The 25,349-nt window shown below is 66.2% G+C and carries 25 protein-coding genes; 15 read left to right on the forward strand and 10 right to left on the reverse strand.

Going from position 1 to position 25,349, the window contains the following annotated elements; all coding sequences use genetic code 11:
* The first annotated feature begins 155 nt into the window (after nucleotides 1-155).
* From paaG to E0501_RS15315, 6 genes are all read left to right on the forward strand, one after another.
* Nucleotides 156-941: a 2-(1,2-epoxy-1,2-dihydrophenyl)acetyl-CoA isomerase PaaG gene (paaG, locus tag E0501_RS15290; protein ID WP_137702241.1), complete on the forward strand. Its 786-nt coding sequence runs from the start codon at nucleotides 156-158 to the stop codon at nucleotides 939-941.
* Nucleotides 938-1,378, forward strand: a complete 441-nt coding sequence (gene paaI / locus E0501_RS15295; RefSeq protein ID WP_137702242.1) for a hydroxyphenylacetyl-CoA thioesterase PaaI — start codon at nucleotides 938-940, stop codon at nucleotides 1,376-1,378. The genes paaG and paaI overlap by 4 nt, the downstream gene beginning before the upstream one ends.
* Nucleotides 1,375-2,685, forward strand: a complete 1,311-nt coding sequence (gene paaK, locus E0501_RS15300) for a phenylacetate--CoA ligase PaaK (RefSeq protein ID WP_137702243.1) — start codon at nucleotides 1,375-1,377, stop codon at nucleotides 2,683-2,685. The genes paaI and paaK overlap by 4 nt, the downstream gene beginning before the upstream one ends.
* 3 nt (nucleotides 2,686-2,688) lie before the next feature.
* Nucleotides 2,689-3,285, forward strand: coding sequence for a TetR/AcrR family transcriptional regulator (locus tag E0501_RS15305; RefSeq protein WP_137702244.1), 597 nt, complete (start codon nucleotides 2,689-2,691; stop codon nucleotides 3,283-3,285).
* A gap of 128 nt (nucleotides 3,286-3,413) precedes the next feature.
* Nucleotides 3,414-3,749 carry a hypothetical protein gene (locus tag E0501_RS15310; RefSeq protein ID WP_137702245.1) on the forward strand — a complete coding sequence of 112 codons (336 nt, stop codon included), beginning with the start codon at nucleotides 3,414-3,416 and terminating at the stop codon, nucleotides 3,747-3,749.
* A 302-nt stretch (nucleotides 3,750-4,051) separates the two neighbouring features.
* Nucleotides 4,052-4,324: a hypothetical protein gene (locus E0501_RS15315; protein WP_137702246.1), complete on the forward strand. Its 273-nt coding sequence runs from the start codon at nucleotides 4,052-4,054 to the stop codon at nucleotides 4,322-4,324.
* 7 nt (nucleotides 4,325-4,331) lie between these two features.
* On the opposite strand, the gene E0501_RS15320 is transcribed toward E0501_RS15315, so the two are convergent.
* From E0501_RS15320 to E0501_RS15360, 9 genes are all read right to left on the reverse strand, one after another.
* Entirely contained in the window at nucleotides 4,332-5,087 is a 756-nt protein-coding gene (locus E0501_RS15320) for a Phenylacetic acid catabolic protein (RefSeq protein ID WP_137702247.1), read from the reverse strand.
* A 10-nt stretch (nucleotides 5,088-5,097) separates the two neighbouring features.
* On the reverse strand, nucleotides 5,098-6,165 hold the full coding sequence (paaE, locus tag E0501_RS15325; protein WP_137702248.1) for a 1,2-phenylacetyl-CoA epoxidase subunit PaaE: 1,068 nt from the start codon (nucleotides 6,163-6,165) through the stop codon (nucleotides 5,098-5,100).
* An 11-nt stretch (nucleotides 6,166-6,176) separates the two neighbouring features.
* Nucleotides 6,177-6,635, reverse strand: a complete 459-nt coding sequence (gene paaD, locus E0501_RS15330) for a 1,2-phenylacetyl-CoA epoxidase subunit PaaD (protein ID WP_137702249.1) — start codon at nucleotides 6,633-6,635, stop codon at nucleotides 6,177-6,179.
* Nucleotides 6,636-6,641: 6 nt separating this feature from the next.
* Nucleotides 6,642-7,397: a 1,2-phenylacetyl-CoA epoxidase subunit PaaC gene (paaC, locus tag E0501_RS15335; RefSeq protein WP_137702250.1), complete on the reverse strand. Its 756-nt coding sequence runs from the start codon at nucleotides 7,395-7,397 to the stop codon at nucleotides 6,642-6,644.
* Nucleotides 7,397-7,681, reverse strand: a complete 285-nt coding sequence (paaB, locus tag E0501_RS15340; protein ID WP_137702251.1) for a 1,2-phenylacetyl-CoA epoxidase subunit PaaB — start codon at nucleotides 7,679-7,681, stop codon at nucleotides 7,397-7,399. The genes paaC and paaB overlap by 1 nt, the downstream gene beginning before the upstream one ends.
* Nucleotides 7,682-7,693: 12 nt before the next feature.
* Nucleotides 7,694-8,686 (reverse strand): 1,2-phenylacetyl-CoA epoxidase subunit PaaA, encoded by a 993-nt coding sequence (paaA, locus tag E0501_RS15345; protein ID WP_137702252.1) that lies wholly within the window; start codon nucleotides 8,684-8,686, stop codon nucleotides 7,694-7,696.
* Between the two features lie 14 nt (nucleotides 8,687-8,700).
* Nucleotides 8,701-9,906: a 3-oxoadipyl-CoA thiolase gene (gene pcaF / locus E0501_RS15350; protein ID WP_137702253.1), complete on the reverse strand. Its 1,206-nt coding sequence runs from the start codon at nucleotides 9,904-9,906 to the stop codon at nucleotides 8,701-8,703.
* 129 nt (nucleotides 9,907-10,035) lie between these two features.
* On the reverse strand, nucleotides 10,036-11,178 hold the full coding sequence (locus E0501_RS15355) for a THUMP domain-containing class I SAM-dependent RNA methyltransferase (RefSeq protein WP_235857872.1): 1,143 nt from the start codon (nucleotides 11,176-11,178) through the stop codon (nucleotides 10,036-10,038).
* The gene (locus tag E0501_RS15360; protein ID WP_137702254.1) at nucleotides 11,168-11,959 is read right to left on the reverse strand and encodes a crotonase/enoyl-CoA hydratase family protein; all 792 of its coding nucleotides are present in this window, start codon (nucleotides 11,957-11,959) and stop codon (nucleotides 11,168-11,170) included. The genes E0501_RS15355 and E0501_RS15360 overlap by 11 nt, the downstream gene beginning before the upstream one ends.
* Before the next feature lie 99 nt (nucleotides 11,960-12,058).
* Between E0501_RS15360 and E0501_RS15365 the strand changes: the two genes are divergently transcribed.
* Genes E0501_RS15365 through E0501_RS15375 form a run of 3 tightly spaced genes read left to right on the forward strand, consistent with a single transcriptional unit; the run spans nucleotide 12,059 to nucleotide 16,414 of the window.
* Nucleotides 12,059-14,089 carry an acyltransferase family protein gene (locus E0501_RS15365; protein ID WP_268888892.1) on the forward strand — a complete coding sequence of 677 codons (2,031 nt, stop codon included), beginning with the start codon at nucleotides 12,059-12,061 and terminating at the stop codon, nucleotides 14,087-14,089.
* Complete coding sequence (locus E0501_RS15370) at nucleotides 14,086-15,660, forward strand: GMC family oxidoreductase N-terminal domain-containing protein (protein WP_137702255.1); 1,575 nt, start codon at nucleotides 14,086-14,088, stop codon at nucleotides 15,658-15,660. The genes E0501_RS15365 and E0501_RS15370 overlap by 4 nt, the downstream gene beginning before the upstream one ends.
* On the forward strand, nucleotides 15,647-16,414 hold the full coding sequence (locus E0501_RS15375; RefSeq protein ID WP_137702256.1) for an SDR family oxidoreductase: 768 nt from the start codon (nucleotides 15,647-15,649) through the stop codon (nucleotides 16,412-16,414). The genes E0501_RS15370 and E0501_RS15375 overlap by 14 nt, the downstream gene beginning before the upstream one ends.
* Nucleotides 16,415-16,480: 66 nt before the next feature.
* On the opposite strand, the gene E0501_RS15380 is transcribed toward E0501_RS15375, so the two are convergent.
* Nucleotides 16,481-17,239, reverse strand: a complete 759-nt coding sequence (locus tag E0501_RS15380) for a WecB/TagA/CpsF family glycosyltransferase (protein ID WP_235857873.1) — start codon at nucleotides 17,237-17,239, stop codon at nucleotides 16,481-16,483.
* 229 nt (nucleotides 17,240-17,468) lie between these two features.
* On the opposite strand from E0501_RS15380, the gene E0501_RS15385 reads away from it, so the two are divergent.
* From E0501_RS15385 to E0501_RS15410, 6 genes are all read left to right on the forward strand, one after another.
* Entirely contained in the window at nucleotides 17,469-18,590 is a 1,122-nt protein-coding gene (locus E0501_RS15385) for a Gfo/Idh/MocA family protein (protein WP_137702257.1), read from the forward strand.
* Complete coding sequence (locus E0501_RS15390) at nucleotides 18,578-19,552, forward strand: NAD-dependent epimerase/dehydratase family protein (protein WP_137702258.1); 975 nt, start codon at nucleotides 18,578-18,580, stop codon at nucleotides 19,550-19,552. Before E0501_RS15385 ends, E0501_RS15390 begins: the two co-directional genes overlap by 13 nt.
* Nucleotides 19,549-20,796 carry a glycosyltransferase gene (locus tag E0501_RS15395; RefSeq protein WP_137702259.1) on the forward strand — a complete coding sequence of 416 codons (1,248 nt, stop codon included), beginning with the start codon at nucleotides 19,549-19,551 and terminating at the stop codon, nucleotides 20,794-20,796. The genes E0501_RS15390 and E0501_RS15395 overlap by 4 nt, the downstream gene beginning before the upstream one ends.
* Nucleotides 20,793-21,776, forward strand: coding sequence for a glycosyltransferase (locus tag E0501_RS15400; RefSeq protein ID WP_137702260.1), 984 nt, complete (start codon nucleotides 20,793-20,795; stop codon nucleotides 21,774-21,776). The genes E0501_RS15395 and E0501_RS15400 overlap by 4 nt, the downstream gene beginning before the upstream one ends.
* Before the next feature lie 10 nt (nucleotides 21,777-21,786).
* The gene (locus E0501_RS15405) at nucleotides 21,787-23,871 is read left to right on the forward strand and encodes an NAD-dependent epimerase/dehydratase family protein (RefSeq protein ID WP_137702261.1); all 2,085 of its coding nucleotides are present in this window, start codon (nucleotides 21,787-21,789) and stop codon (nucleotides 23,869-23,871) included.
* 188 nt (nucleotides 23,872-24,059) lie between these two features.
* Nucleotides 24,060-25,346, forward strand: coding sequence for a nucleotide-binding protein (locus E0501_RS15410; RefSeq protein WP_235857874.1), 1,287 nt, complete (start codon nucleotides 24,060-24,062; stop codon nucleotides 25,344-25,346).
* Nucleotides 25,347-25,349 lie beyond the last annotated feature (3 nt).

The raw sequence follows: 25,349 nt of genomic DNA on the forward strand, positions 1-25,349 counted from the left end.
CGTCCATCCGCCCCGCTTCATCTGACCGGAAATACCTCGGGGGTGTGGGGGCTGGCCCCCACCTCCGCGGGTGATGCCGGGCGGGCACTCGTCTTTTATTGACCAACCGTTCGGTTTATGCAAGCTTTCCGACATCGCGACACGAGGGGGAGACGATGAGCGACACGATTCTTGTGACAGATCACGGCACCTGGGCCGAGATCGCCCTCAACCGGCCCGACAAGCTCAATTCCTTCAATGAAGAGATGCATCACGCCCTGCGCACCGCACTCGAATCCGTGCGCGACAGCGGCAAGCGCGCCGTGCTGTTGACGGGCTCGGGGCGCGGGTTTTGCGCAGGCCAGGACCTGGGCGACCGTGACCCGCGCAAGATGGACGGTCCACCAGATTTGGGCGCGACGGTGCGCAATTTCTGGGCGCCGCTGGTGCGTCTCATCCGTTCGCTTGAGATGCCGGTGATCTGTGCGGTCAACGGCGTGGCCGCCGGCGCGGGATCGTCGGTGGCGCTGGCCTGCGACATCGTTCTGGCCGGTGAAAGCGCGAAATTCATCCAGTCCTTTTCCAAGGTGGGCCTTATCCCCGACACCGGTGGCAGCTGGCACCTCACCCGCCTTCTGGGCGAGGCGCGCGCCAAGGCGCTGGCGATGACGGCCGAGCCGCTGCCCGCCGCTGAGGCCGCCCAATGGGGGCTGATCTGGAAGGCGCTACCGGACGAGACGCTGATGGACGAAGCGCGCGCACTGGCCGAACGCATGTCAACCGGGCCCACGCTGGGCTATGCCCGCACCAAGCAGGCGATCGAGGCGGCGCATGTCAATTCGCTCGATGCGCAGCTCGATCTGGAGGCCCAATTCATGAAGGAATGCGGCGAAAGTGCCGACTATGCCGAAGGCGTGGGCGCCTTCCTCGACAAACGCAAGCCGGAGTTCAAGGGCCGATGACCCCGAAGGAACGCGCTGAAAAATCGGCCTCCGCGATGTGGGCCGACGACAATGCCAGCAAATGGGCCGGCATGGAGATCACCAAGGTCGATGAGGGCCGCGCGGTGCTGGAACTCACGGTGGCGCCGCATCATTGCAACGGGCATGGCATCTGCCATGGCGGCGTGACCTTCATGCTGGCCGACAGCGCCTTTGCCTTTGCCTGCAATTCGCGCAACCAGGCCACGGTGGCGCAGCACAACATCATTTCCTACCTCGCGCCGGGGCGCGAGGGCGACCGGCTGCGCGCCGAGGCGACGGAATTGTCGCTGCAGGGCCGCAGCGGAATTTACGACATCAGGGTGACCAACCAGGACGGCACGGTGATCGCCGAGTTCCGCGGCTTTTCCCGCGCGATCCGGGGCCAGCTGTTCGAGGAAGAAGGGGAAACGCGATGAAAGACCTGACACCGAAGAAATCCGATCTCGACCCGATCGAGATCGCCTCGCGCGACGAGATCCAGGCGCTGCAGCTGGAGCGGCTGAAATGGTCGCTGCGCCATGCCTACGACAACGTCCCGATGTATCGCGAGCGGTTCGACGCGGCCGGTGTGCATCCCGATGACCTGAAAACCCTGTCGGATCTGGCGAAGTTTCCCTTCACCTACAAGACCGACCTGCGCGACAACTATCCCTTCGGCCTCTTTGCCGTGCCGCGCGACCAGATCATCCGCGTGCACGCGTCCTCGGGCACGACCGGCAAGCCGACGGTGGTGGGCTATACCCAGAAAGACATCGACACCTGGGCCGACCTGGTGGCGCGCTCGATGCGCGCCAGTGGCACGCGGCCGGGCGATATCGTGCATGTGGCCTATGGCTACGGCCTCTTCACCGGGGGCCTCGGCGCGCATTACGGGGCCGAGAAGCTGGGCTGCACCGTGGTGCCGATTTCCGGCGGCATGACCGAGCGGCAGGTGACCCTGATCAACGATTTCAAGCCCGGCACGATCATGGTGACGCCGTCCTACATGCTCAACATCCTTGAGGAATTCCAACGCCAGGGGCTGGACCCGCGGGAATGTTCGCTGGACGTGGGCATCTTCGGGGCCGAACCCTGGACCAACGCGATGCGGAGCGAGGTGGAACAGGCCTTCGACATGCATGCGGTCGATATCTATGGCCTTTCCGAGGTGATGGGCCCCGGCGTGGCCAATGAATGCGTCGAGACCAAGGACGGGCTGCATATCTGGGAAGATCATTTCTATCCCGAGATCATCAACCCCGAGACCGGCGAGGTGGTCGAGGATGGCGAGATGGGCGAGTTGGTGTTCACCACGCTGACCAAGGAAGGCCTGCCGATGATCCGGTACCGCACCCGCGATCTGACCCGCCTTCTGCCCGGCACCGCGCGCAGCATGCGGCGGATGGAGAAGATCACCGGGCGCAGCGACGACATGATCATCCTACGCGGCGTCAACGTCTTTCCAACCCAGATCGAGGAACAGCTGATGAAATGCGCGGGCCTTTCCCCGCATTTCCAGATCGAGCTGGCCAAGAAAGACCGGATGGACGCGATGATCGTGCATGTGGAATGCACCCCCGAGCAGGCCAGCGATGACGCCCGCGCGGCCAGCGCGAAGGAACTGGCGCATCACATCAAGTCGGTTGTGGGCGTCTCGACAAAGATCGAGGTTCATGGCGAAGGCGGGGTCGAGCGCAGCCAGGGCAAGGCGCGCCGCGTCGTCGACAACCGCCCGAAGGAGTGAGCCTTGGCCCGGACGATTGCGAAAGACCACGGCGAGAAGCGCGCGCAGATCCTGAAATCGGCGGCGAAAGTTTTTGCCGACCAGGGGTTTGACCGCGCCTCCATGGCCATGCTGGCACGCGAATGCGGGATCTCGAAGGCCAATATCTATCACTATTACGACAGCAAGGATGCGCTGCTTTACGATCTGCTGGACAATTACCTGAGCAACCTGCGCGATCGCATCTGCGCGATCACGCCCGACGGCAAATCGCCCGAGGACGCGCTGCGCGAGATCGTTCTCGAGGTGCTCTTGGCCTACCAGGGCGCGGATGACGAGCACCGGGTGCAGAGCGCGGGCCTTGCCGCCCTGCCCGAGGAACAGCAGAAAGTGCTGAAATCCTATCAGCGCGACATGGTGGGCCACATGGCCGCCGTTCTGGCGCGGATCGCGCCCGAGCGGTTCGACGGCCACCCGGCGAAACTGCGCGCGGCCACCATGTCGGTCTTCGGGATGCTGAACTGGTTCTACATGTGGAACCCCGGCGCCGACGAAGCTGCCCGGCGCGACTATGCCAGGCTGGTCAGCGACCTGACACTGGGCGGCCTGCAGACGCTATAGGCTGCCGCCCGGCATCCCATCCATCTCGGCCAATTTCCGCCGCCCGATTGGCGACGGACCGGTGTGCTGCCTACGTAATACGGGCACGGAAAACGCCCCTAGGGGCAGCGCAAAAGAGGATGATCGAGATGAAACGGATTGCACTTGCCACGGCACTTGTCACCACGGCCGCAATCGCCGCGCCCGCGGCGCAGGCCGACCCGGCCTTCGGTTTCGGCCTCACTTACGTCTTTGGCGGCGGGCAAAGCGACGTCGCCTTTGGCGCAAAGGTGTTCTCGGATGACACGCCGCAGGACGGGGTTGTCTCGCTCGGGCTCGACTACAAGATCGGCTCGAACAGCCTGCGCCCGAATATCGGCGCGGCCTACCTGGACAATGATGTCTACGGCGATGTGAACATCGGGTATGACATCGGCGCCGGCGCCGTCGATTTCGGCCTCGGCGTGGGTGGCTGGGGCAACTAGGCGCACGCGCCTGACCGCAGGTCCGATTGCACCCGGGCGGCGGGCCCGTCAGGGCCGCCGTCCGGGGCTATTCCTGCGAAACGATCACGTTTTCGGATAAGTTTACTAATATTTGAAAATGATGAGAGTTTTGTGAGGAGAAAGCTTCTTTTCCCGTCCTCGCGGCGACATCCTTCATTCTTCCTTCGGCGGCACTCAGCGACCCCTCTTTTGGCTTTGGCATAACGATCACCACCGGGGGCGATGTTGCACGGGGCGCACGTATCTTTTCGACCGACAAACCAGAATCCGGTGCGCTGTCGGTGGGTCTCGATTACAAGCTGAATTCGGGAACGTTGCGGCCCAATGCCAGCGTGGCGTATCTTGATCGTGACGTCTATGTCGATTTCAGCGTGGGCTTTGATCCACAGATCCGAGGGATCGATTTCGGGTTCGGCATCGGCGGTCTGGGCGGCATGACCACCCCGGCCCCCGCAGCAGGCGGCGCGATCGTCACGACGCCGACCACACCGACGACCCCCACCATACCGACAACGCCAACCACGCTGACAACACCGACAACCGACGCGTCGTGATCCCGGCTCAGCCTGACTGAAGGCCCTGACGCGACAGCGCGCTGCCGGCGCGCTCTTCCCATGTGTTGCGCAGGTCCGCGTTGGGCGTGTGGCGCAGGCCCATGGATTTGAGCGCCTCGAAACGCTCCGGGTTGCCAATGCCGAAACTGGCAGCAACCCGGGGCCACCAGTATTCAACGCTGGCCTGCAGGCTGTCGCCCTGCCCTTCGGAGATCAGCCGTTCGATGCCTTCCTCGGCCAGTTCGGCATGGCGGGCCTCGACCGGTGCGATGGCGCGGAAGGCCTCGGCCAGTGGTTGATAGCTGACGCGCTTGAATTCCTCCATCTGCACGCCGACGGCCCGCCCCATCAGCAGGTTCATCACCACCGCATCGCCCCAGCCTGCCAGCGGGTAGTTGAAGACGGCAAGCCGCATGTCATGTTCGGTGCGGCTGGCACCGATATCGGCATCGCGGTCCAGCCGCGCAGTCCAGGGGTGATGATTGGCGTAACGCGCGGTATCGGCCCCGAATTCACCCATGAGTTTCAACACCTTGTCGGCATTGTCGGTCTTTTCCAGCACGATCTTGGCGGCGGCAATCCGTTCCTTGATACCGGGGCCCGCGTTGATCGCATCGGCAAAGCCCGCAGCGCCGGCCAGTTCGCTGTCGACGAAAGTGGCCATCAGCTTTAGCAGCTCGGCGCGATAGCGCGGCGGCACATTGGCCGGGCTGGTCAGCTTGCCACCCTGCGCCAGGTAGTCGGTAAGGTTCATCTCGTCCATGCTTCCGCCCTCACTGATCGTAGTCGACGACAACGCGGTCGGTGACCGGGAAGGACTGGCATGACAGCACATAGCCCTTCTCGACCTCGTAATCCTCGAGCGCGTGGTTGGCGACCATCTCGACCTCGCCCTCGATCACGCGGCAGCGGCAGGTCGAGCAGACGCCCGCCTTGCAGGCATAGGGCGCGTCCATCGCGTTTTCGCGCGCGGCGTCCAGAACCGTCATGTCCTTCGCGGCCGTGATCGTCTGGGTGGAGCCGTCGAGGGTAATGGCGATCTCGGCCTGGTTGGCCTTCTTGCCCGCCTCTTTCGACACCACCTTGCGTTTCAGCCGCCCGGGCTGGGCGCTGGCGAACAGTTCGAACTTGATCTGCGCATCGTCAAGGCCGTGATCGCGCAGCGCCTTGGCGATGCCCAGCATCATCGGCTCGGGGCCGCAGATGAAGGCCGTGTCGATATGCTGAATGTCGATCCAGGTCCGGAAGAGCTGTGCGCATTTCTCCTCGGTCACCATGCCGGTGAAAAGGTCGATTTCCTGCGCATCCTGTTCCAGCACATGGATCACGGACAGCCGGCCAAGGTATTGGTTTTTCAGGTCTTCCAGTTCTTCGCGGAACATGATCGTGGCCACACCCTTGTTGGCGTAGACCAGCGTGAAGGTGGATTTCGGCTCGACCGCGAGCGTGGTCTTGATAAGCGACAGGACCGGCGTGATGCCCGACCCGCCGGCAAAGCCGAGGTAGTTGTTTTCATTCGCCGGATCGAGCGGGGTGAAGAACCCGCCCATCGGCTCCATCGCCTGAAGCGTGTCGCCCACCGCCAGCTCTTCGTTGGCCCAGGTGCTGAACGCCCCGCCCTCGACCCGCTTGATGCCGACCTGCAGCCTGCCCTCGGTCTTGCCCGAGCAGATCGAGTAGGAGCGGCGCAACTCCTCGCCATCGAAATCACGGCGGAAGGTCAGGTACTGGCCTTGGGTGAAATCGAAGGCCGCCGGGTCATCGGGTTCGAGCGTGAGGACCACCGCGTCGCGGATGGTGCGGTGAATGTCGGTGACTTTCAGGTCGTGGAAGCGCGCCATGTGCGGTCTCCTCAGATGCACTTGAAGTAGTCGAAGGGTTCGAGACAGTCCTTGCAGCGCCACTGCGCCTTGCACGGGGTCGAACCGAACTCGGATATGCGTTCAAGATGGGTGCCGCCGCAATGCGGGCAGCGTTCGGGGCCTTTGGTGGGGCTGGGCGGGGCGATGCCGTAGTCTTCCAGCTTTTCGCGCCCCTTCTCGGTCAGCCAGTCGGTGGTCCAGGCCGGGGACAGCTGGCGTTTCAATTCCAGCTTCTCGATGCCGTGGTCGCGCAGGGCCTTTTCGATCTCGAAATTGATCACGCTGGTGGCCGGGCAGCCGGAATAGGTGGGCGTCACGGTGACCTGCAGCGTATCACCCTGCCATTCCACATCCCGGATGATGCCCAGGTCGACCAGGGAAATCACCGGGATTTCCGGGTCGGGCACCTGGTCGAGCCAGTCCCAGATCTCGTCCACGCGCGGCTGCATCTAACCCTACCAGGTCGCGCCCGGATAGGCGCGTTGCAGCCATTGCATGGTGCTCAGGATATGGCCCAGATGTTCCGTGTGCATGCGGCCCGTGCGCCCGCCGGCATGGGCAAAGCGGTCATCGGGGATGCTCAGCGTTGCCTCGGCCATGACTTGCGCCAGCCTGGCGTCGTAGGCATCGCGAAGCGAGGCCGGATCGGGCGCAATGCCCGCCTTGGCCATCGCCGCGTCCACGGCATCGCTTTCGAACATCTCGCCCACATAGGGGTAAAGATAATCCAGCGCTGCCTGCATCCGCTGGTGGCTTTCCTCGGTCCCGTCGCCCAGGCCGATCACCGTGTCGCCCGAGCGTTCGACGTGATAGGCCACTTCCTTGCTGGCCTTCTCGGCGATCTCGGCGACGCGCGCATCGCTCGATTCCTTGAGGGCGCCCAGCATCAGCTCCTGCCAGGCGTCGAACAGGAATTGCCGCATCAGCGTCTGGCCGAAATCGCCATTGGGCAGTTCGACCAGCAGAACGTTGCGGAAATCCCAGGCGTCGCGCAGGAACGCGAGGTCGTCGGCCGAGCGGCCCTGCCCTTCCACCTCGCCGGCAAGGCCGAGCCACAGCTGGGTCTGGCCAATGAGGTCAAGCGCGGTATTGGCCAGCGCGATATCCTCCTCCAGCACCGGCGAATGGCCGCACCATTCCGACACCCGGTGGCCCAGGATCAGGGTGTTGTCCCCCATCCGGCACAGGAATTCGAAAAGATCGGCGCTCATCACATCGCCCCCACGTCATCGGGAATGTCGAAGAAGGTGGGATGGCGGTAGATCTTCGATTCCGAGGGTTCGAACATCGGGCCTTTTTCGCCGGGGTTGGTGGCGGTGATATGCTTGGCCTCGACCACCCAGATCGACACACCTTCGTTGCGGCGGGTATAGACATCGCGCGCGTTCTTCACGGCCATTTCCGCGTCCGGCGCATGAAGCGAGCCGACATGGCGATGGCTGAGGCCATGCTGGCCACGGATGAAGACTTCCCACAGGGGCCATTCGTTTTTCATATCCTTAGCTCCTTACTCGGCCGCGACCTTGCGGGCCGCACGCTTGCGTGCATGCGCCAACAATCCGTCACGCACCCATTTGCCGTCTTCCCAGGCTTGCACGCGGGCGTTCATGCGTTCTGTGTTGCAGGGGCCCTTGCCCTTGAGAACATTGAAGAACTCGGTCCAGTCGGGCTCCGAGAAATCGTAGCCGCCCTTTTCCTCGTTCCATTTCAGGTTCTCGTCGGGGATGGTCAGCCCGAGATATTCGGCCTGCGGCACGGTCTGGTCAACGAAGCGCTGGCGCAGTTCGTCATTCGAGTCGATCTTGATCTTCCAGGCCATCGACTGCGCGCTGTGCACGCTTTCCTTATCCGAGGGGCCGAACATCATCAGCGACGGATACCAGAAGCGATTGAGCGCATCCTGCGCCATTTTCTTCTGCGCCTCGGTGCCCTGCGCCATCTTCATCATGATGTCGTAGCCCTGCCGTTGGTGGAAACTTTCCTCCTTGCAGATGCGGATCATCGCGCGGCTGTAGGGGCCATAAGAGGTGCGCTGCAGCGGCACCTGGTTCATGATCGCGGCCCCATCAACCAGCCAGCCCACCGCGCCGATATCGGCCCAGTTCAGCGTGGGATAATTGAAGATCGAGGAATATTTCATCTTGCCCGACAGCAGGTCCTCGGTCAGTTCGTCGCGGGAAATGCCCAGCGTTTCGGCGGCGCAGTAAAGGTAGAGGCCATGGCCCGCCTCGTCCTGCACCTTGGCGAGCAGGATCGCCTTGCGCTCAAGCGTGGGCGCGCGGGTGATCCAGTTGCCCTCGGGCAGCTGGCCGACGATTTCCGAATGCGCGTGCTGGCCGATCTGCCGGATCAGCGTGGCACGGTAATCGTCGGGCATCCAATCCTTCGGCTCGATCTTGATGTCGGCGTCGATCCTGTCCTGAAAGGCCGCCTCCTCGGGGGTCATGTCGTCCCGGGATTTGACGCCGGTTCCGGCGGTCTTGATCATCTGTGCATACATCTTTGGCTCCTCCCTCAGACGCGTTCAAGGATCAGCGCGGCACCCTGGCCCACGCCCACGCACATGGTGCAGAGCGCATAGCGCCCGCCCGTGCGTTTAAGTTGATAGGCCGCCGTGAGCACCAGGCGCGCGCCCGACATGCCCAGCGGATGGCCGATGGCGATCGCCCCGCCATTGGGGTTAACATGGGGGGCCGCATCGGGCACGCCAAGGGCGCGCAGCGTGGCAAGGCCCTGGCTGGCGAAGGCTTCGTTCAGCTCGATCACGTCCATTTCGCCGATGTTCAGCCCTGCCCGGCGCAGCACCTTCTGGCTGGCGGGCACGGGGCCGATGCCCATCACTCGCGGCTCCACCCCGGCGGCGGACATGGCGACGATGCGGGCCATCGGCTCCAGCCCGTTTTTCTTGGCCGCCTCTTCGTTGGCAATAAGCAGCGCCGCGGCCCCGTCATTGACGCCGCTCGCGTTACCGGCGGTCACGGTCTTCTCGGGCCCGTTCACGCCTTTCAGCCTGGCCAGTTGCGCCGCATCCGTGCCCGGGCGCGGATGTTCGTCTGTATCGACGATGATCGGATCGCCCTTGCGCTGCGGCACGGTGACGGGCGTGATTTCATCCTTGAAGACGCCCGCCTTGCGCGCCGCTTCCCAGCGGGCCTGGCTGCGGGCGGCGAAGGCATCCTGGTCCTCGCGGCTGACATGGTAGTCTTCGGCGACGTTGTCGGCGGTCTGCGGCATCGAGTCGATGCCGTACTGCGCCTCCATCTTCGGGTTCACGAAGCGCCAGCCGATCGTCGTGTCATAGACCGCGTTCGACCGGCTGAAGGCGCTCGTGGCCTTTGGCATCACGAAGGGCGCACGCGACATCGATTCCACGCCGCCGGCGATCGCCATGTCGTAATCGCCCGCCCGGATGGCGCGCGAAACGGTGCCCACGGCATCGAGCCCCGAGGCGCAGAGCCGGTTGATCGTGGCGCCCGGCACATCGACCGGCAGGCCAGCCAGAAGTGCGGCCATGCGCGCCACGTTGCGGTTATCCTCGCCCGCCTGGTTGGCGCTGCCATAAACCACGTCATCGAGCCTGGCCCAGTCCACATCCGGGTTGCGCGCCATCAGCGCGGCAATCGGGATCGCCGCCAGATCGTCGGTGCGAACCGAGCTGAGCGCGCCGCCATAGCGGCCAATGGGCGTTCGCGTGGCGTCGCAGATAAAGGCTTGGGTCACGTGTCTCTCCTGTTCTATCGGGGATTACGGATAATACCCGACCGCATGGTCGGTGATACGGATGGAAACGATTCGAAGCAAGTTTTTTCGTTACTTCGAAAACGTATTCGCGGCGCAATATGTAACATGTCAGTCCAGCGGCCCGGTCTGGTAAAGCCGCACCTTGAGTCCCCCATGCGCCACCGGGGGGCCCGGCGGCAGGAACGGAAGATCGGTCGCCCTGGCCAGGCCGCCCTCGCTCGTGATGATGCCGACACGCCAGCCGGAAAACCGCTCGCGCAGGACCTGGCCCAGGGTGGCGTGCAGCGCGTAAAGCAGCTTCTTGTTGCCAATGCGGGCGCCGTAGGGCGGGTTGACGATGACCAGCCCCGGCGGTCCGTCGGGGCGTTTCAGCTCGGCGATGGGTTGCTGTTCGAAGGCGGTTAACGCCCCCACCCCGGCGCGCTCGGCATTGGCGCGGGCATTCTGCACCGCGCCGGCATCACGGTCATAACCGTGGAACACGATGTCAGGCGTCGTTGCCGTCGCGAGCGCTGCGCCGCGCAGATCGGCATAGGCCCCGGCATCGAAGGCGGCAAATTGCATGAAGGCGAACTCGCGGTCGCGTCCGGGCGGCAGATGCGCGGCGATCTCGGCCGCTTCGATCGGGAAGGTGCCCGAGCCGCACATCGGGTCGATCACCGGCTCGGTCCCCGTAAAGCCGCATTGCCGCAGGAACAGCGCCGCCAGCGTCTCGCGCATCGGCGCCTTGCCCACGGCGGCCTTGTGGCCGCGACGGTGCAGCGGCTCGCCCGAGGTGTCGAGGCTGATGGTGCAGAGATCATCCTCGATTCGCACCATCACCCGCAGTTCGGCCTTGGGCGAGATCGGCGCGCCCAGTGTCTCGGCGATCGCGCGTTCGACGCGCTGTGCGGCGGCACGATCGTGGTAGATGCGCGATTTGCGGCAGGTCGCCTCGACCCGCACGGGCACGTCGGGGCGCAACACCGCGGCCCAGTCGAACTTGCGCGCGCGTTTATCAAGCTGGGCCAGGTGCATGGCGCGAAACGCGCCGACCCGCACCAGCACGCGCGCCGCCCCGCGCAGCACCAGGTTGGCGCGCCAGACCTCGGGCCAGCCGCCCGTGATCGCGACGCCGCTGCCGGGCACCACCCGGGGCGATGCGAAACTGGCCTCGGCCACCTCGTCGCGCAGCGCGGTTTCCAGCCCCGGCGCGACGGACAGGAAAATCTCGAACCCGGTTTCCATGCGCCCCATCCCGTCAGATGTCATCGAAATCGCCGTGCCGGCCCTTGCCGCCGGCAAAACGCGCGGCCCCGGCCGCGCCTTCGGCGCGGACCATGTCCTTGCTGCCCGCCCATTCATGGCGCAGCGCCTCGCGCAGGCCAAGCCCCGCCTGCCCGCGGGCCGAAGCGCGATCGGCCCTGAGGCAGCCCTGCGGGAAGCGCGCGATCCCGTGGGCCATTTCCTCGGCCCGGGCGCGGGCGCTGCCATCGGGCTCCACGTATTCGCAGAGCCCGATGCGCAACGCTTCTTCGGCCCCGACCTTGCGACCGGTCAGGATCAGGTCCATCGCGCGCCCCTCGCCCACCAGCCGTGGCAGGCGCACGGTGCCCCCGTCGATCAGCGGCACGCCCCAGCGCCGGCAATAGACGCCCATGAAGGCGCTTTCGGCCATAACCCGCATGTCGGCCCAGATCGCCAGCTCCATGCCACCGGCCACCGCCGGCCCCTCGACAGCGGCAATCACCGGCTTCGACAGTTCCAGCCGCGACGGCCCCATCGGGCCGATCACATCGCCGGTTTCGGGAAACGCCAGCGCCTCCCAGGCCTCGCCCTCGGAAAGCGCGGCGACCTGTTTCAGGTCCCAACCCGCGCAGAACGCACCGCCTTCGCCCCAGAACACGGCCACATGCGCGGCCTCGTCGGCCTCGAAGTCGAGAAACGCCTGATAGAGCGCGCGGGCATGGGCCACGTCCATCGCGTTACGCGCCTCGGGGCGGCTGTGGATCACCGTCCAGACGGCGCCCGTTTTCTCGATCCTGACCGGCATATGTGCCTCCCCTGCCCGCGAAATGTCTTCTTTGCCGCAAATTCGCAAAGAAGCGGTGCAATTTCTGCCCCTTTCTTGCATTAAACGCAGCGTCACGCTTTGAAATTCGCACACCCCCGCCCGGAGGCCCCCATTTCGACCCTGCCCCACCCCGCCTATCGCCCGGAAATCGACGGGCTGCGCATGATCGCCGTTCTGGCGGTGGTGCTGTATCATTTCGGCGTGCCGGGGTTGCCGGGGGGCTTTACCGGGGTCGATGTGTTCTTCGTGATCTCGGGCTTCCTGATCGGTGGTATCCTGTGGCGTGACCTGACCGAAAACGACAGGCTGCACCTTGGCCGGTTCTATATCCGCCGGGTGAAGCGCCTGGCGCCGGCTTATTTCGCCATGGCAGCGGTCACATCGCTTTTCGCCTTTGCGATCTTCCTGCCGTTCGAATATCGCGAATTCGGCAAATCCCTGATCGCGGCCACGCTTTACCTGTCAAACGTGCTGTTCTGGCGTGGCGAGGGGTATTTCGACATCGGCGCCGACAACAAGGCGCTGCTGCATACCTGGTCGCTATCGGTGGAAGAGCAGTTCTACATCGCGCTGCCGATCCTGATCCTGCTGCTGAAATTTTCACGCCCGCTGCTGATCTGGACGTTGATCGTGGCCTTTGCGGGGTCGCTGGCGGCCTCGGTCGCGCTGACGCCCGGCAGCCAGACAACCACCTTCTACCTGTTTCCCTTCCGTGCCTGGGAGCTTCTGGCGGGCGTGCTCCTGGCGATCTACGGCCAGTCGCGCGGCGCCACCTGGGCCTATCACGCGGCGCTCAGCTGGCTGGGCCTTGCGCTGGTGCTGGCGGGCATTCTTTTCATTCGGCCCCAGGGTTTTCCCGGGTGGCAGGCGATCCTGCCCGCGCTCGGCACCGCGCTCCTGATCGCGAACGGCAAGCAGGCCAACCCGGTCAACCATGTGCTTTCGATGCGCCTGCCGGTGTTCTTCGGCAAGATCTCCTATTCGCTCTATCTCTGGCACTGGCCGGTCCTGGTGCTGTCGAAATACTGGCGCGATGGCTATTCCGGCTGGAGCGAAACCGCGGGATGGATGGCGCTCGCGCTGGTGCTGTCGATCCTGTCCTGGTGGCTGGTCGAAACCCCGTTCCGCCGGGTCGAGGGCGCGCGCGGCAAGAACGTGCTGGTGATCCTCGTGGCGTGCAGCCTGGCGATGTTCGCCATCGGCTGGAGCGCCTATGCACGCGACGGGATGCCCGAGCGGTTCGGCCCCGATGTGCGCCCGCATATCAGCGCCTCGGCGGATTTCCTGCAGGATACCAGCCGCTGCGCGCCCGTGCCGGAAGGACCGCTCGAAGGGCTGGAGCTCTGCGTGATCGGCCCCACAGGCCCGCCCCGCGTCGTCATCTGGGGCGATAGCCACCTGCGCGCGCTGATGGACGGGCTGGGGCAACTGGCGCAGGAAACCGGAACGCCCGGCGTGATTTACTGGCACGCGGGCTGCATGCCGCTGGTCGGCGTCGACAAGAGCGAAAGCTATGCCACCCCCGCCGAGGATGCCGCCTGCACGCGGGACAAGGCCCGGATGTTCAAGGCGCTGCCGACGTTTGACAAGGCCCAGAGCATCATCCTGGTCGGGCGCTGGTCCTATTATGTCGAAGGCCGCGGAACCGGTGCCGGTACCGGCGACACGATCACGCTTTCGGGCTATGATGGTGCCGACAACGCCGAGGTGTTCCGACGCGGATGGGAGGCGACGCTGCCGGTTCTGGAAGAAAACTTCGACAACATCCACGTGCTGCGTCAGGTGCCCGAGATCGTGTCCTACGACAGCCGCGAGGTTGCCCGGCGCCTGGCCCATGGCCGGCTGTCCCCCTCTGCCGCCCCGACCAGCATTTCACGCAAGAAGGCCGAGGCCCGAGCGGCCCGCGCCGAAGCGGTCTTTGCCCCCGCCGCCCAGGCCGGGCGGATTACCGTGATCGACCCATGGCCGCGGCTTTGCGATGTCGGCGGGTGCTACGCGCTCGAGGGCCCCGTGGGCCGCTATTTCGACAACAACCACCTGACCAACACGGCCGCACGGCAGATCCGTGATCTGTTCGCCCCCGCCTTCCGCGGCGAGGCCCCGCAATGAGCCGCGCCCTGGCCGACAGGCATTGGGACGTCATCGTCATCGGCACCGGGATCGGCGGCGGCACTGCCGGCCGCGCCCTGGCCGAAGCAGGACTGAAGGTGCTTTTCGTCGAAAAGGGTCCGGCAGGGCACCGCGCCGAACAGACCCCGCTCGACCATGAGATCTTCGTGCCCGAGGCGCGCGCGGCCCGCGGCTTCTGGCCCGCGCAGATGCGCGCAAGGGTGGATGGCCGCGAGGCGCGTTTCTTCGCGCCCCTGGGGGCGGGTGTCGGCGGATCCTCGGTGTTCTATGCCGCCACTCTGGAACGGCCCGAGCCGCATGATCTCGATCACTCCGAGGATCGCCCGCACCCGACCGGCGGCTGGCCCGTCTCCTGGGCCGCCTTCACCCCCTGGCTTGATCGCGCGCAGGCGCTCTACCAGGTGCATGGCGCGCCCGATCCGCTGTCCGGCACGCCCTGCCCGAACCTCGGCCCGCCCCGGCCGCTGTCGCCCGGGGATGCGATCATCACCGAAAGGCTGCGCAGGAACGGGCTGCACCCCTACGCGCTGCATTCGGCCATCGCGCACCTGCCGGGCTGCGCCGAATGCCTGGGCTTCAAATGCCCGCGCGCCTGCAAGATGGACGGGCGCTCGGCCGGGGTGGAGCCGGCGCTGGCCACCGGCAATGCTGCCCTGCTCGACCGGTGCGAGGTCACCCGCCTTCTGGGCGACGGCAGGCGCATCACCGGGATCGAGGCCTGTCGCGACGGTGAGATTCTGATGCTGAAGGCCGGTCACGTGCTGCTGGCGGGCGGCGCCTTCGGCTCGCCCCGGCTCTGCCTCGCCTCGGCCTCCGAGGCGTTTCCGCAGGGCGTCGCGAACACCAGCGGCCTGGTCGGCCGGGGCCTGATGTTCCACCTCAACGAAATGTTCGCGATCTGGCCCGGCGGCGATGATCCCACGCCGTCGAAATCCGTCGGCCTGCGCGATCTCTATTGGCGCGACGGCCATCGGCTGGGCATGGTGCAGGCGATGGGCGTCGCCGCCTCCTACGGGGAAATCGCGTGGTACCTGCGCGGCCTCGTCGAACGCTCGGCACTGGCGCGCGTCCCCGGCGCGGCGGGCCTGACCCGCCTTCCCGCCGCCATCGCCGCCCGGATGCTGGGCACCGCGAAAATCTTCGTCGGCCTGCTCGAAGACCTACCCTATGACGAAAACCGCGTGCTGCCGCCCGAGCCGGGCAGCGACGAGATCGCCATCGCCTATACCCTCCACGATGAACTGAAAGCGCGCCGCCGCCTCTTCAGGCGCGAGATTTCGCGTGCCTTCCGCGGGCAACGACGGATGTTCCTGACGCGCTGGCCGGAATTGAACTATGGCCATCCCTCGGGCACGATGCGTTTCGGCGACGATCCGGCTCGCGCGGTGCTGCGCGGCGACGGGCGGGCGCATGGGCTGGCCAATCTCTGGGGGGCGGATGCGGGCTATTTCCCCAGCTCGATGGGGGTGAACCCATCGCTCAGCATCGCGGCGCAGGCGCTGCGGGTGGCCGACGCGATCGTGAAGGAGGGCGGACATGGCGCGCAATGACGAACGGCTGATATCGGGCGTGGCGCTGGTCACCGGCGCGGGCGGCGGGCTCGGCCGGGAACTGGCCCGCGCGCTCTCCGCACGCGGCCTGCGCGTGGCCGCCCTGGGACGCGACGAGAACGCCCTGGCCCAGACGGCCGACAACGAGGGCCGGATCACCCCGATCTTGGCGGATGTGAGCGATTTCAACAGCTTGCGCAGCGCATTCACAGCGGCTGACCGGCTCGGCCCCTTGACCCTGCTGATCAACAATGCCGCCACCTATCCCCGCCGCGATATCCTCGATGAAAGCCCCGAAAGCTTCATGGCAACGGTCAACACCAACCTCGGCGGCACGCTCGCGGCCTCGCGCCTCGCGCTCGACCGGATGGTGGAAACCGGCTTCGGCCGCATCCTCAACGTGGCCACCTTCGCCGATCTGCACCCGCTGCCCGCGTCTTCGGCCTATTCTGTCTCCAAGGGGGCCGCCCGCATCCTGACTCGCGCGCTGGTGGCCGACCTGGCAGACCGGTTTCCCGATATCGTGATGTCCGACTGGATGCCGGGAATGCTGGCCACGCGCATGGGCATCCCGGACGGGCTCGACCCCGCCCAATCCGCGCAATGGGGGGTGGAACTGGCGCTCTGGCATGATCGCACGCTCACCGGCACGACCTTCGAGCAGGCGCAGGAAATCCCGCCTCCGCGCGGTCTCAAATCCCGCCTCAAGGATCGCCTTTGGGGCCGCCGCGTCACGCCGCGCCGCCTCGACTGATCCGGCCCTTTATCTGACCCGAAATACCTCGGGGAGCGCGAGGGGCAACGCCCCTCGCTCCTGCGCCTACCGCGCGCGCAGACGCGCGAGAACCGCGCGCAGCGAATGGCCGGGCAGGATGGCAAAGCACTTCGCATAGCGCGGACCCAGCCGCACGGGCGCCGACAGCATGCGCCACGCCCATTCCATCGCGATCGCGCGCACCCATTTCGGCGCCCGCCGCTGCTCGCCCGACAGGAAATCCAGCCCCGCCCCGATCGAGGCAAAGCCGAGCTCGGGTGCCACCGCGCGCCCGCGCGCAGCCAGCATCTCCTGCTTGGGCGCGCCCAGCGCCAGGAACACCAGCCGCGCCCCCGAGGCGCGCACCTCTTCCAACACCTCGTCGGCCCCCGCGCCCGACGGATCGAACCCCATCGGCGGCGCGATCCGCGCCACGATCTCCAGCCCCGGCACCGCCGACTGCATCGCCTGCGCCGCGGCCGAAAGGCTCGCCTCGGTCGAACCGACAAATCCGACCTTCACGCCCTCTTCGGCCGCCAGCCGCGCCAGCGGCATCACCATGTCAGAGCCGGGCACGAGCCGCACCGGCCGCCCGGCCAGCCGCGACAGCCAGACGATCGGGTTGCCATCGGCCACCACGAAATCCTGCGCCTGGTAGGCGGCGCGGAACCCCGCATCGCTGCGCAGTTTCACCAGGTGATCGAGGTTGATCGTCGCCAGCGCAAACCCCTCGCCCGCGCGAAATCGCGCGCGCACGGCCTGCTGCAATGCCGCGGCATCGGGCAAGTTCACCGAAATCGTCGCGTCCGAAACCCTGAAATCCACGTTTGTCCCTTTGCTGCAGCCTGTGCTGGAAACCTGCACGTTTTCATGGCAAAAACCCAGAAAAATCCCGATATTCCGGGCACCTGCCCCAGTATTGACACCTTTCCATGCTCTGAAGGCGCGCGACTGAGATGACAAGAGCCAAGAGGCAACCCGGCATGCCATCTGCGCCCCGCTGTCCCGCCCGGCCCCCGTGCCGGACCATCCCGCATGCCCCCGGGGGCGTGCGATGAGTTCGGTCGTGCTCATAGGGTGCGGTTTCGTGGCCGATCTCTACATGGCGGGGCTGGCCCGTTTTCCCGGCCTGCGCATCGTCGGCGCCCATGACCGCGATGCCGCGCGGCTCGCCGCCTTTACCCGGCATTGGGGCATCGCGGCCTTCGACACGCTGGAACAGGCGTTCGACAATCTGCCCGCCGATGGGCTGGTGCTGAACCTCACCAACCCGGGCTCTCATTACGATATCAACGCCGCCGCCCTGTCTGCCGGGCATCACGTGTTCTGCGAAAAGCCGATGGCGCTGTCGCTGGAACAGGCAAAAACGCTTGCAGCGCAGGCCGGCGCGGCGGGGCTGCAACTGGCCTCGGCGCCGTCCTCTGTGCTGGGCGAGGCGGCGCAGATGCTGGCCCGCGCCGTGCGCGAGGGTGTCGCGGGCACGCCCCGGCTGGTCTATGCCGAACTTGACGACGGGTTCATCCCGCAGGCCCCGGTGCAGGACTGGATCAGCGAGAGCGGCGCGCCCTGGCCCTTTGAGGACGAGTTTCGCACCGGCTGCACGCTGGAACATGCAGGCTATTACCTCAGCTGGCTGATCAACATGTTCGGTCCCGTCCACCGGGTGATTGCCGCCAGTGCCGAACTGCTGCCCGACAAGCTGGGCGTGACAGGCGGCGCGCCCGATTTCTCGGTCGCGACGCTGTTTTTCGAGGATGGCCCGCCCGCGCGGCTGACCTGCTCCATCGCCGCGCCGCATGATCACCGCATCCGGGTGATCGGTGACGCGGGCGTACTGGCCGTGAACGAGGCGTGGAACAACGCGGCGGCTGTGAAATTCCACCGCCGCCTGCGCCTGCGCCGCCGGTTGCTGGAACATCCCATCGGCCGCCGGATCAGGCCCACGGGCCCCACCCACCCCAAGGTGAAACGCCGTGGCGCGGCAGCGATGAACTTCGCCCTTGGCCCGGCCGAGATGTGCGCGGCGATCGCCGCCGGCCGCCCAAGCCGCCTTGCCGGGGATTTCGCGCTGCACCTGACCGAGGTCACGCTGGCGATCCAGAATGCAGGCACGCAAGGCGCGGTCGAGATCGAAACCCGCTGCGACAAGCCGGAGCCGATGCCATGGGCGCGCTGACGATCCTTGTCACCGGCGCGGGCGGCTTCATCGGGCGCGAGGTGGTCGAAACCGCGCTGGCGCGCGGCCACGGCGTACGCGCGCTGGTGCGCCGGAACTGTTCGGACTTTGGCGGCATCGACGGGTTGGAATGCATCGCCTTCGACCTGGCCGACGACGCCGGCGCGTTGGACAACGCGCTGCGGGGCGTGGATGCGGTGATCCACTGCGCCGCCGCGATGGGCGGCGATGACGCGGCGATGCAGCGCGATACCGTGGCCCCCACCCGCGCGCTGGTGCGTGCACTCAAGGCGGCAAAGCCCCAGCCGCGGCTGGTGCTGGTCAGCTCGATCGCCGTTTACGCGCCCGACGCCCTGCCCGAGATGGCCACGATCGACGAAAACACCCCGCTTGAGGAATTTCCCGAAGGCCGAGACGCCTACACCCGCGCCAAACTGGCGCAGGAGGCGGCGGTGCGCGGCTCGGGCCTCTCGGGCTGGATCGCGCGGCCCGGGGCGGTCTATGGGCCGGGTCGCGTGTGGAACGCTCATCTGGGCCCGAAAATCGGCCCCGTCCTGCTGCGGCTGGGGCGCGAGGGGCAGATTCCGCTGATCTCGGTTGCCGGTTGCGCCGAGGCGCTGGTGCGCGCGGCCGAAACGCCGCCACCGGTGCGTGGCATGCGGGCGGTGAACCTGGTCGATGACGATCTGCCCGACCGCGAACGCTTTCTTCTGGCCCTGGGCCGCACCGCGCCGGGCCTGATCGTGCCGGTGGGCTGGCGGCTCTTCGACCGGTTGGCCGGGCTTTTCACCCGCTTTCCCGGTCTGGCGCGCCGCATGCCCGGCCTTCTGCGCCCGGGGCCGCTGCGCGCGCGCATGCGGCCCGCCACATATTCCAACGCCCGCGCCCGGGCCGAATTGAAATGGCACTCGGCGCAACCCTTCGAAAACGCGATGCGCCATGCGCTGAGGGGGCCGGCATGAGCATGAAGATCGCCTATCTGACCGGCGAATACCCCCGCGCCACCGATACCTTCATCCAGCGCGAGGTGGCGGGCCTGCGCGAGGCCGGCGTAATGGTCGAGACCTGCTCGATCCGCCGCACCGGCCCGGAACATCACGTCGGCGAAGAGCAGCGCCAGGAAGCCGCGCGCACCTTTCACGTGCTGGAAGCCGCGAAAAACCCGCTACGCCTGGCGGGTGCGCATCTGGGCTGGATCGCGCGGCGGCCCGGGCGCTGGCTGCGCGCACTGGCGCTGGCCGGGCGCACCGCGCCAGGCGGGCTGCGCGCATGGCTCTACCATATGATCTATTTCGCCGAGGGCGGGGTGCTGGCCCGTCACATGGCGCGCGAAGGCGTGACCCATTTGCACAATCATATCGCCAAGTCGAGCTGCACCGTCGCCATGCTCGCCTCCGAGATCTCGGGCATTCCCTATTCCTTCACCCTGCACGGGCCCGACATCTTTTTCGAGCCGATCCACTGGCGGTTGGACGAAAAGATCCGCCGGGCAGTTTTCGTGTCGTGTATTTCCGAATTCTGCCGCAGCCAAGCAATGGCATTTTCGGATACAGATCAATGGGATAAGCTGCATATCGTGCATTGCGGCGTCGATCCTGCACGCTATGCGCCCGCCCCCCGCGCACGCGGGCACCAGGTGCTGTTCGTCGGGCGGCTGGCGGCGGTCAAGGGCCTGCCGGTGCTCTTCGAGGCGCTGGAACATCTGCGTCACGAAACCCTCAGCCTTGCCATCATCGGCGATGGCCCGGATCGCGCGGCGCTGGAACGGATGGCGCGCGACAAGGGGATCGACCAACAGGTCGATTTCATGGGCTACCGCTCGCAATCCGAGGTGGCCGCGATGCTGGCCGAGACCGATCTGCTGGTGCTGCCCAGTTTCGCCGAAGGCCTGCCCGTGGTGCTGATGGAGGCGCTGGCCGCCGGCGTGCCGGTCGTCACCACCCAGATCGCCGGCATTCCCGAACTGGTCGAACATGGCGTCAACGGCTATCTCTGCCCGCCGGGCGATGAACTGGCGCTGGCCCACGCGATCGAGGCCGTGCTGGATGACCCGGAAACCGCCGAGGCGATGGGCGCCGAGGGCCGCGAAACCGTGCGCCACGATTTCGACAGCCGGATCGAGGCGGCCCGCCTTGCCGCGCTTTTTGCCGCCTATTCCACCCCTGGCGCGCCTCGCCCGCCCAAGCGACCGGAGCCCCTGTCATGACGCGCACCCCCTCGACCATCGGCGCCGTCGTGATCGGGCGCAACGAAGGCCAGCGGCTGATCAACTGCCTTGCCTCGATGCAGGGCGAGGCCGCGCGCCTCGTCTATGTCGACTCGGGCTCGACCGATGGCTCGGTCGAAGAGGCCCGCAAGGCGGGCGCCGAGGTGGTCGAGCTCGACACCACCGAGCCCTTTACGGCGGCGCGGGCGCGCAACGCGGGCTTTGCCGCGCTGACGGCGGATGCCGAGCCCCCCGACTACGTGCAGTTCGTCGATGGCGACTGCACGCTGGAACCCGGCTGGCTGACCCATGCCGCCAAGGCGCTGGACGACACGCCGGATATCGGCATCATCACCGGCTGGCGCGCCGAGATCGACCCGAAAGCCAGTGTTTACAACGAGATGTGCGACTATGAATGGCATCGCCCCGCCGGCGATATCGAGGCCTGCGGCGGCGACATGATGGTGCGGCGCGACCTCTTTGCTCGCCTCGGCGGCTTCAATCCCAAGGTCATCGCGGCCGAGGATGACGAGCTGTGCGTGCGGGTGCGCAAGGCGGGTTTTCGCGTGCACCGCCTGCCCATCCCAATGACCCATCACGACGCGGCGATGTTCTCCTTCGGCCAATGGTGGCAGCGCGCGATCCGCTCGGGCCACGGCTTTGCCCAGGTGGGCGATCTCCATCCCACCCACTTCATCAAGGAACGCCGCCGCGTTTGGCTCTACGGCGCGGTGCTGCCGTTTCTCTTCATCGTCGGCGCCGTGATGTCGCTGCCCCTGCTGCTCGTCGTGCTGGGACTTTACGCGCTGTCCTATGTCCGAACCGTCAGGGGCCTGCGCAGAACCGGCCTGCCGCTGAAGAATTCGCTCCACCATTCGGTGCTTCTGTTCCTGTCCAAGTTCCCGAACCTGGTTGGCACGATGCGCTACTGGAAGCGCAAGCGGCGCGGCTGGGACATGGAAATCATCGAGTACAAGTAAGGATCTGACAATGGCAAAGACACGGGTTGGCATCATCGGCGCGGGCTATATCGCAAGCTGGCACGCCGACGCCCTGCGCGCCACCAAGGGCGCGGCGCTCACCGCCGTCTGCGATGCCTCGGCCAGCGCCGCCGAAGGTTTTGCCGCTGCCTATGGCCTTCAGGCCTTTACCGATCTCGGGGACATGCTGGCCGCCGACGTAGTGGATGCGGTGCATATCCTGACGCCGCCCAACCTGCACCACGCGCTGGCCCTGCAATGCATCGCGGCCGGTCTGCACGTGGTCGTGGAAAAACCCGTCGCTATGAGTGCTGCCGAAACCCGCGAGATGGCCGAGGCCGCGCAGGCGCGCGGCGTCACCTTCGCCGCCGGGCACAATTTCCTGGGCATTCCCGCCTACCAGCGGCTGAAAACCGCGCTGGCCCGGGGCCGGCTGGGCCGGGTTTCGACCGCCGAGATCACCTGGGCCTTCCCGCTGGGCCCCTTGCGCGCCGGGCCCTATGGCATCTGGCTGATGCGCGAGAGCCGCAACCTCCTGCTGGAGCTCGGGCCGCATCTTTACGCCTTCATGACCGATCTCTTCGGCCCGGCGGAAATCCTGCACCTGGAAACCGCCAAGGAAATCGCCCTGCCCGGCGGCGGCACGAGGCCGCAATCCTGGCGCGTCACGGCGCTCGCCGGCGATGTCGACGTGCTGATTACACTCAGCCTGGTGGAAACGCATGATGACCGCTCGGTGGTGCTGCGCGGCTCTTCGGGGATGGCGCGGCTGGATTATGCCAACGACACGCTGACCATCGCCGCGCCCAACACCTCGGACCTGGTGCTGAACCCGCTGCGCGCCGAACTGGGGCAAGGCTGGGCGCATCTGCGCGAAGGGGTGCGCAACGCCGCGGTGCAACTCACCTCGCTCAACCAGAAATCGCCCTATGGTCAATCGTTTCGGGGGCTGTGCGCGGCGGTTTATGGCGCGATCGCCGAAAACCGGCCGGTGGATGCACGGTTTTCCGGCGAAAGCGTGGTGCAGGTGATGGAGGGGATCGACGCCACGCTCGCTCATCTGCGGCCCGATCCGCCGTTGAAAAAACCCAAGGGAACGCCCAAACCCGACGTGATGGTGATCGGCGGCACCGGCTTCATTGGCCGGGCGCTGACACGCGCATTGGTGGCGCGCGGCCATGATGTGCGGGTGCTGTCGCGCGGGCGCACCGGCCCGTTCGACGACATCGCCAACCACGTCGAAACCGTGGGCGCCTCGCTCTACGACGAAGATGCCCTGCGCGAGGCCATGACCGGCATCAAGCACGTCTACAACCTTGCGAAATCAATGGACAAAACCTGGGAGGCCGCGCTGGAGAACGATGTCGGCGTGAGCCTGCGCATCGCCCGGGCCGCGCGCGATGCGGGCGTGGAACGGCTCGTCTATACCGGCACCATCGCCTCCTACGACATGTCGGATCCGGGTCAGACCATCACCGAAGATACCGATTTCGGCGATCTGGAAGAACGCAACATCTATGCCCGCTCCAAGGCGGAATGCGAACGCCGGCTGATGGAGATGAACGGCGACGGGATCGAGATCGTCGTCGCCCGGCCCGGCATCGTGGTGGGCGAAGGCGGCCCCCTGCAGCACTGGGGCATTGGCCGCTGGCACGGCGCGGGGGCGGTGAAGATCTGGGGCCATGGCCGCAACATCCTGCCTTTCGTTCTGATCGGGGACTGCGCCGATGGCCTGGTGCGCATGATCGAGGTCGAAGAGGCCGCCGGCCAGAGCTTCAACCTGGTGGGCGAACCAATGCTCTCGGCCCGCGGCTACTTCGATGCGATCCATGATGCGCTCGGGGCACGCATCCGCGTTTCGCCCGGGCCGCTCTGGGCCTTTTTCGCGGCCGACGCGGTGAAATTCTTCCTCAAAACTCGCGTCCTGCGCCGCAAGGGCCTGTCGCGCCCGTCGCTCAAAGACTGGAAAAGCCGCGCGCATTTCTCGCCCTTCGAGAATGCCCGCCCCAAGACCGTGCTGGGCTGGCAGCCCGAAACCGACCGCGCGCGGTTCATCGACGCGGCGATTACCCGCGCCAACCTGATGGGGTTCTGATGCGAAATAATGGACAATCGTCCTATTTTGGCCCCATTTTTCTGCTTCAAGGGGACAAAATACGGGCAAGAACCCCGGCGCGCCCCTATGTAGGGCCTGTGTCGGAGCAAGGCAGGACAAAGACGTGAACGGCAACAGCAGAGCGATGCAGGTCGGTCGGCGGGCGCTCTCCGGTTCGGGGGGCGGCCATGTCTGACAACCAACCCCTGACGCGCAAGTCGCGCCGCCGTCTGGACCCGGCCGAACGAGACCGCCTGATCGCCGAAATCGCCGAGGCCTCCAGCATCGACGAGACCGTTACACACTTGCGCCAACTGGTCGGCGTGCCCCACGTCACCGCCGACGAAGAAGCCGCGGCAGAGATCGAAGCCGAAAACGCGGCCCTTGTGCCGGAGAGCCCCGACGCGCTGTGGACGACGGACGCCTTCGATGACGAGGCGGACTCGCTTCTGGACGATGAAGAGGCAGAACCCGCCTTCGACTATGCTGAAGAGCCGCGCCACGCCCCGGCCCATCCCACCGCGCCGGACGCTATCGGCGACGTTTTCCCGGCGGAATCCGGCTTGGACATGTCTCGCGAGATGGCGGAACCCGCTGCCGAGCCGGAAACCCCGGCCGAGATCGAGACACCCGCAGCACCGGAGCATGAGCCCCAGTCGATTGCCGAAGCTGAACCCGCACCGGAACCTCAAGCCGTTGCCGAGGACATGCCCTCGCCCTTTGACGAGGACACCCCGATGCCGGGCCACGGCTGGGACAGGCTGGCTTCGATCCCGGTGGATGCGCGCCACCTGGAACGCAACCTGATCATCACCGCCAGCCGCCATGATCCCGCGCACGGCGCTTTCGACGTGTTGCGCACCCGGCTGGTGCAGACCCTTCTCGAGAATAACTGGCGCCGCGTGGCCATCACCTCGCCCACGCGCGATTGCGGCAAGACCTTCACCGCGACAAACCTGGCCATTTCGCTGTCGCGCTATGAAAACAACCGCACGATGCTGATGGACATGGACATGCGCAACCCGTCGCTGGCCAATGTGCTGGGCGCGTCCGACGTGGGCAGCATGGGTGATTTCCTGCAGGGCAGCGTTCCGGTCACAGACCATTTCAAGCGCCTCGGCCGCAACGCCCTCAATATCGGTTCGAACCTCGCCGTCGCCATGAATGACCGGGTCGAACCTTATGCAGCCGAGCTGTTGCAGGACCCGATGACAGCCAGCGTGCTGGAACGGATGATGGACGAGCTTGACCCCGACATCGTGCTTTACGACCTGCCCCCGGCCCTGGCCTTCGACGACGTCATCGCCTTCAAGGGGCAGTTCGACGGGGTGCTGATGGTCGTCGGCGGTGGATTGACCCGGGCCGAGGAGGTGCGCGAGGTCATGCGTCGGCTGGGAGATGACGTACCACTCCTGGGCGTGGTCCTGAACCAGGCCGAGGGCGAGGATTCGCGCGGCTACACCTACGGCTACTAGGCT

The organism is Marimonas lutisalis (assembly GCF_005434965.1).
Lineage (GTDB): Bacteria > Pseudomonadota > Alphaproteobacteria > Rhodobacterales > Rhodobacteraceae > Marimonas_A > Marimonas_A lutisalis.

Excerpts from the sequence above, each read along its gene's own strand:
- paaG (WP_137702241.1), top strand. The coding sequence starts at position 156 with ATGAGCGACACGATTCTTGTGACAGATCACGGCACCTGGGCCGAGATC.
- paaI (WP_137702242.1), top strand. The coding sequence starts at position 938 with ATGACCCCGAAGGAACGCGCTGAAAAATCGGCCTCCGCGATGTGGGCC.
- paaK (WP_137702243.1), top strand. The coding sequence starts at position 1,375 with ATGAAAGACCTGACACCGAAGAAATCCGATCTCGACCCGATCGAGATC.
- E0501_RS15310 (WP_137702245.1), top strand. The coding sequence starts at position 3,414 with ATGAAACGGATTGCACTTGCCACGGCACTTGTCACCACGGCCGCAATC.
- E0501_RS15320 (WP_137702247.1), bottom strand. The coding sequence starts at position 5,087 with ATGGACGAGATGAACCTTACCGACTACCTGGCGCAGGGTGGCAAGCTG.
- paaE (WP_137702248.1), bottom strand. The coding sequence starts at position 6,165 with ATGGCGCGCTTCCACGACCTGAAAGTCACCGACATTCACCGCACCATC.
- paaD (WP_137702249.1), bottom strand. The coding sequence starts at position 6,635 with ATGCAGCCGCGCGTGGACGAGATCTGGGACTGGCTCGACCAGGTGCCC.
- paaC (WP_137702250.1), bottom strand. The coding sequence starts at position 7,397 with ATGAGCGCCGATCTTTTCGAATTCCTGTGCCGGATGGGGGACAACACC.
- paaB (WP_137702251.1), bottom strand. The coding sequence starts at position 7,681 with ATGAAAAACGAATGGCCCCTGTGGGAAGTCTTCATCCGTGGCCAGCAT.
- paaA (WP_137702252.1), bottom strand. The coding sequence starts at position 8,686 with ATGTATGCACAGATGATCAAGACCGCCGGAACCGGCGTCAAATCCCGG.
- E0501_RS15355 (WP_235857872.1), bottom strand. The coding sequence starts at position 11,178 with ATGACATCTGACGGGATGGGGCGCATGGAAACCGGGTTCGAGATTTTC.
- E0501_RS15360 (WP_137702254.1), bottom strand. The coding sequence starts at position 11,959 with ATGCCGGTCAGGATCGAGAAAACGGGCGCCGTCTGGACGGTGATCCAC.
- E0501_RS15370 (WP_137702255.1), top strand. The coding sequence starts at position 14,086 with ATGAGCCGCGCCCTGGCCGACAGGCATTGGGACGTCATCGTCATCGGC.
- E0501_RS15375 (WP_137702256.1), top strand. The coding sequence starts at position 15,647 with ATGGCGCGCAATGACGAACGGCTGATATCGGGCGTGGCGCTGGTCACC.
- E0501_RS15385 (WP_137702257.1), top strand. The coding sequence starts at position 17,469 with ATGAGTTCGGTCGTGCTCATAGGGTGCGGTTTCGTGGCCGATCTCTAC.
- E0501_RS15390 (WP_137702258.1), top strand. The coding sequence starts at position 18,578 with ATGGGCGCGCTGACGATCCTTGTCACCGGCGCGGGCGGCTTCATCGGG.
- E0501_RS15395 (WP_137702259.1), top strand. The coding sequence starts at position 19,549 with ATGAGCATGAAGATCGCCTATCTGACCGGCGAATACCCCCGCGCCACC.
- E0501_RS15400 (WP_137702260.1), top strand. The coding sequence starts at position 20,793 with ATGACGCGCACCCCCTCGACCATCGGCGCCGTCGTGATCGGGCGCAAC.
- E0501_RS15405 (WP_137702261.1), top strand. The coding sequence starts at position 21,787 with ATGGCAAAGACACGGGTTGGCATCATCGGCGCGGGCTATATCGCAAGC.
- E0501_RS15410 (WP_235857874.1), top strand. The coding sequence starts at position 24,060 with ATGTCTGACAACCAACCCCTGACGCGCAAGTCGCGCCGCCGTCTGGAC.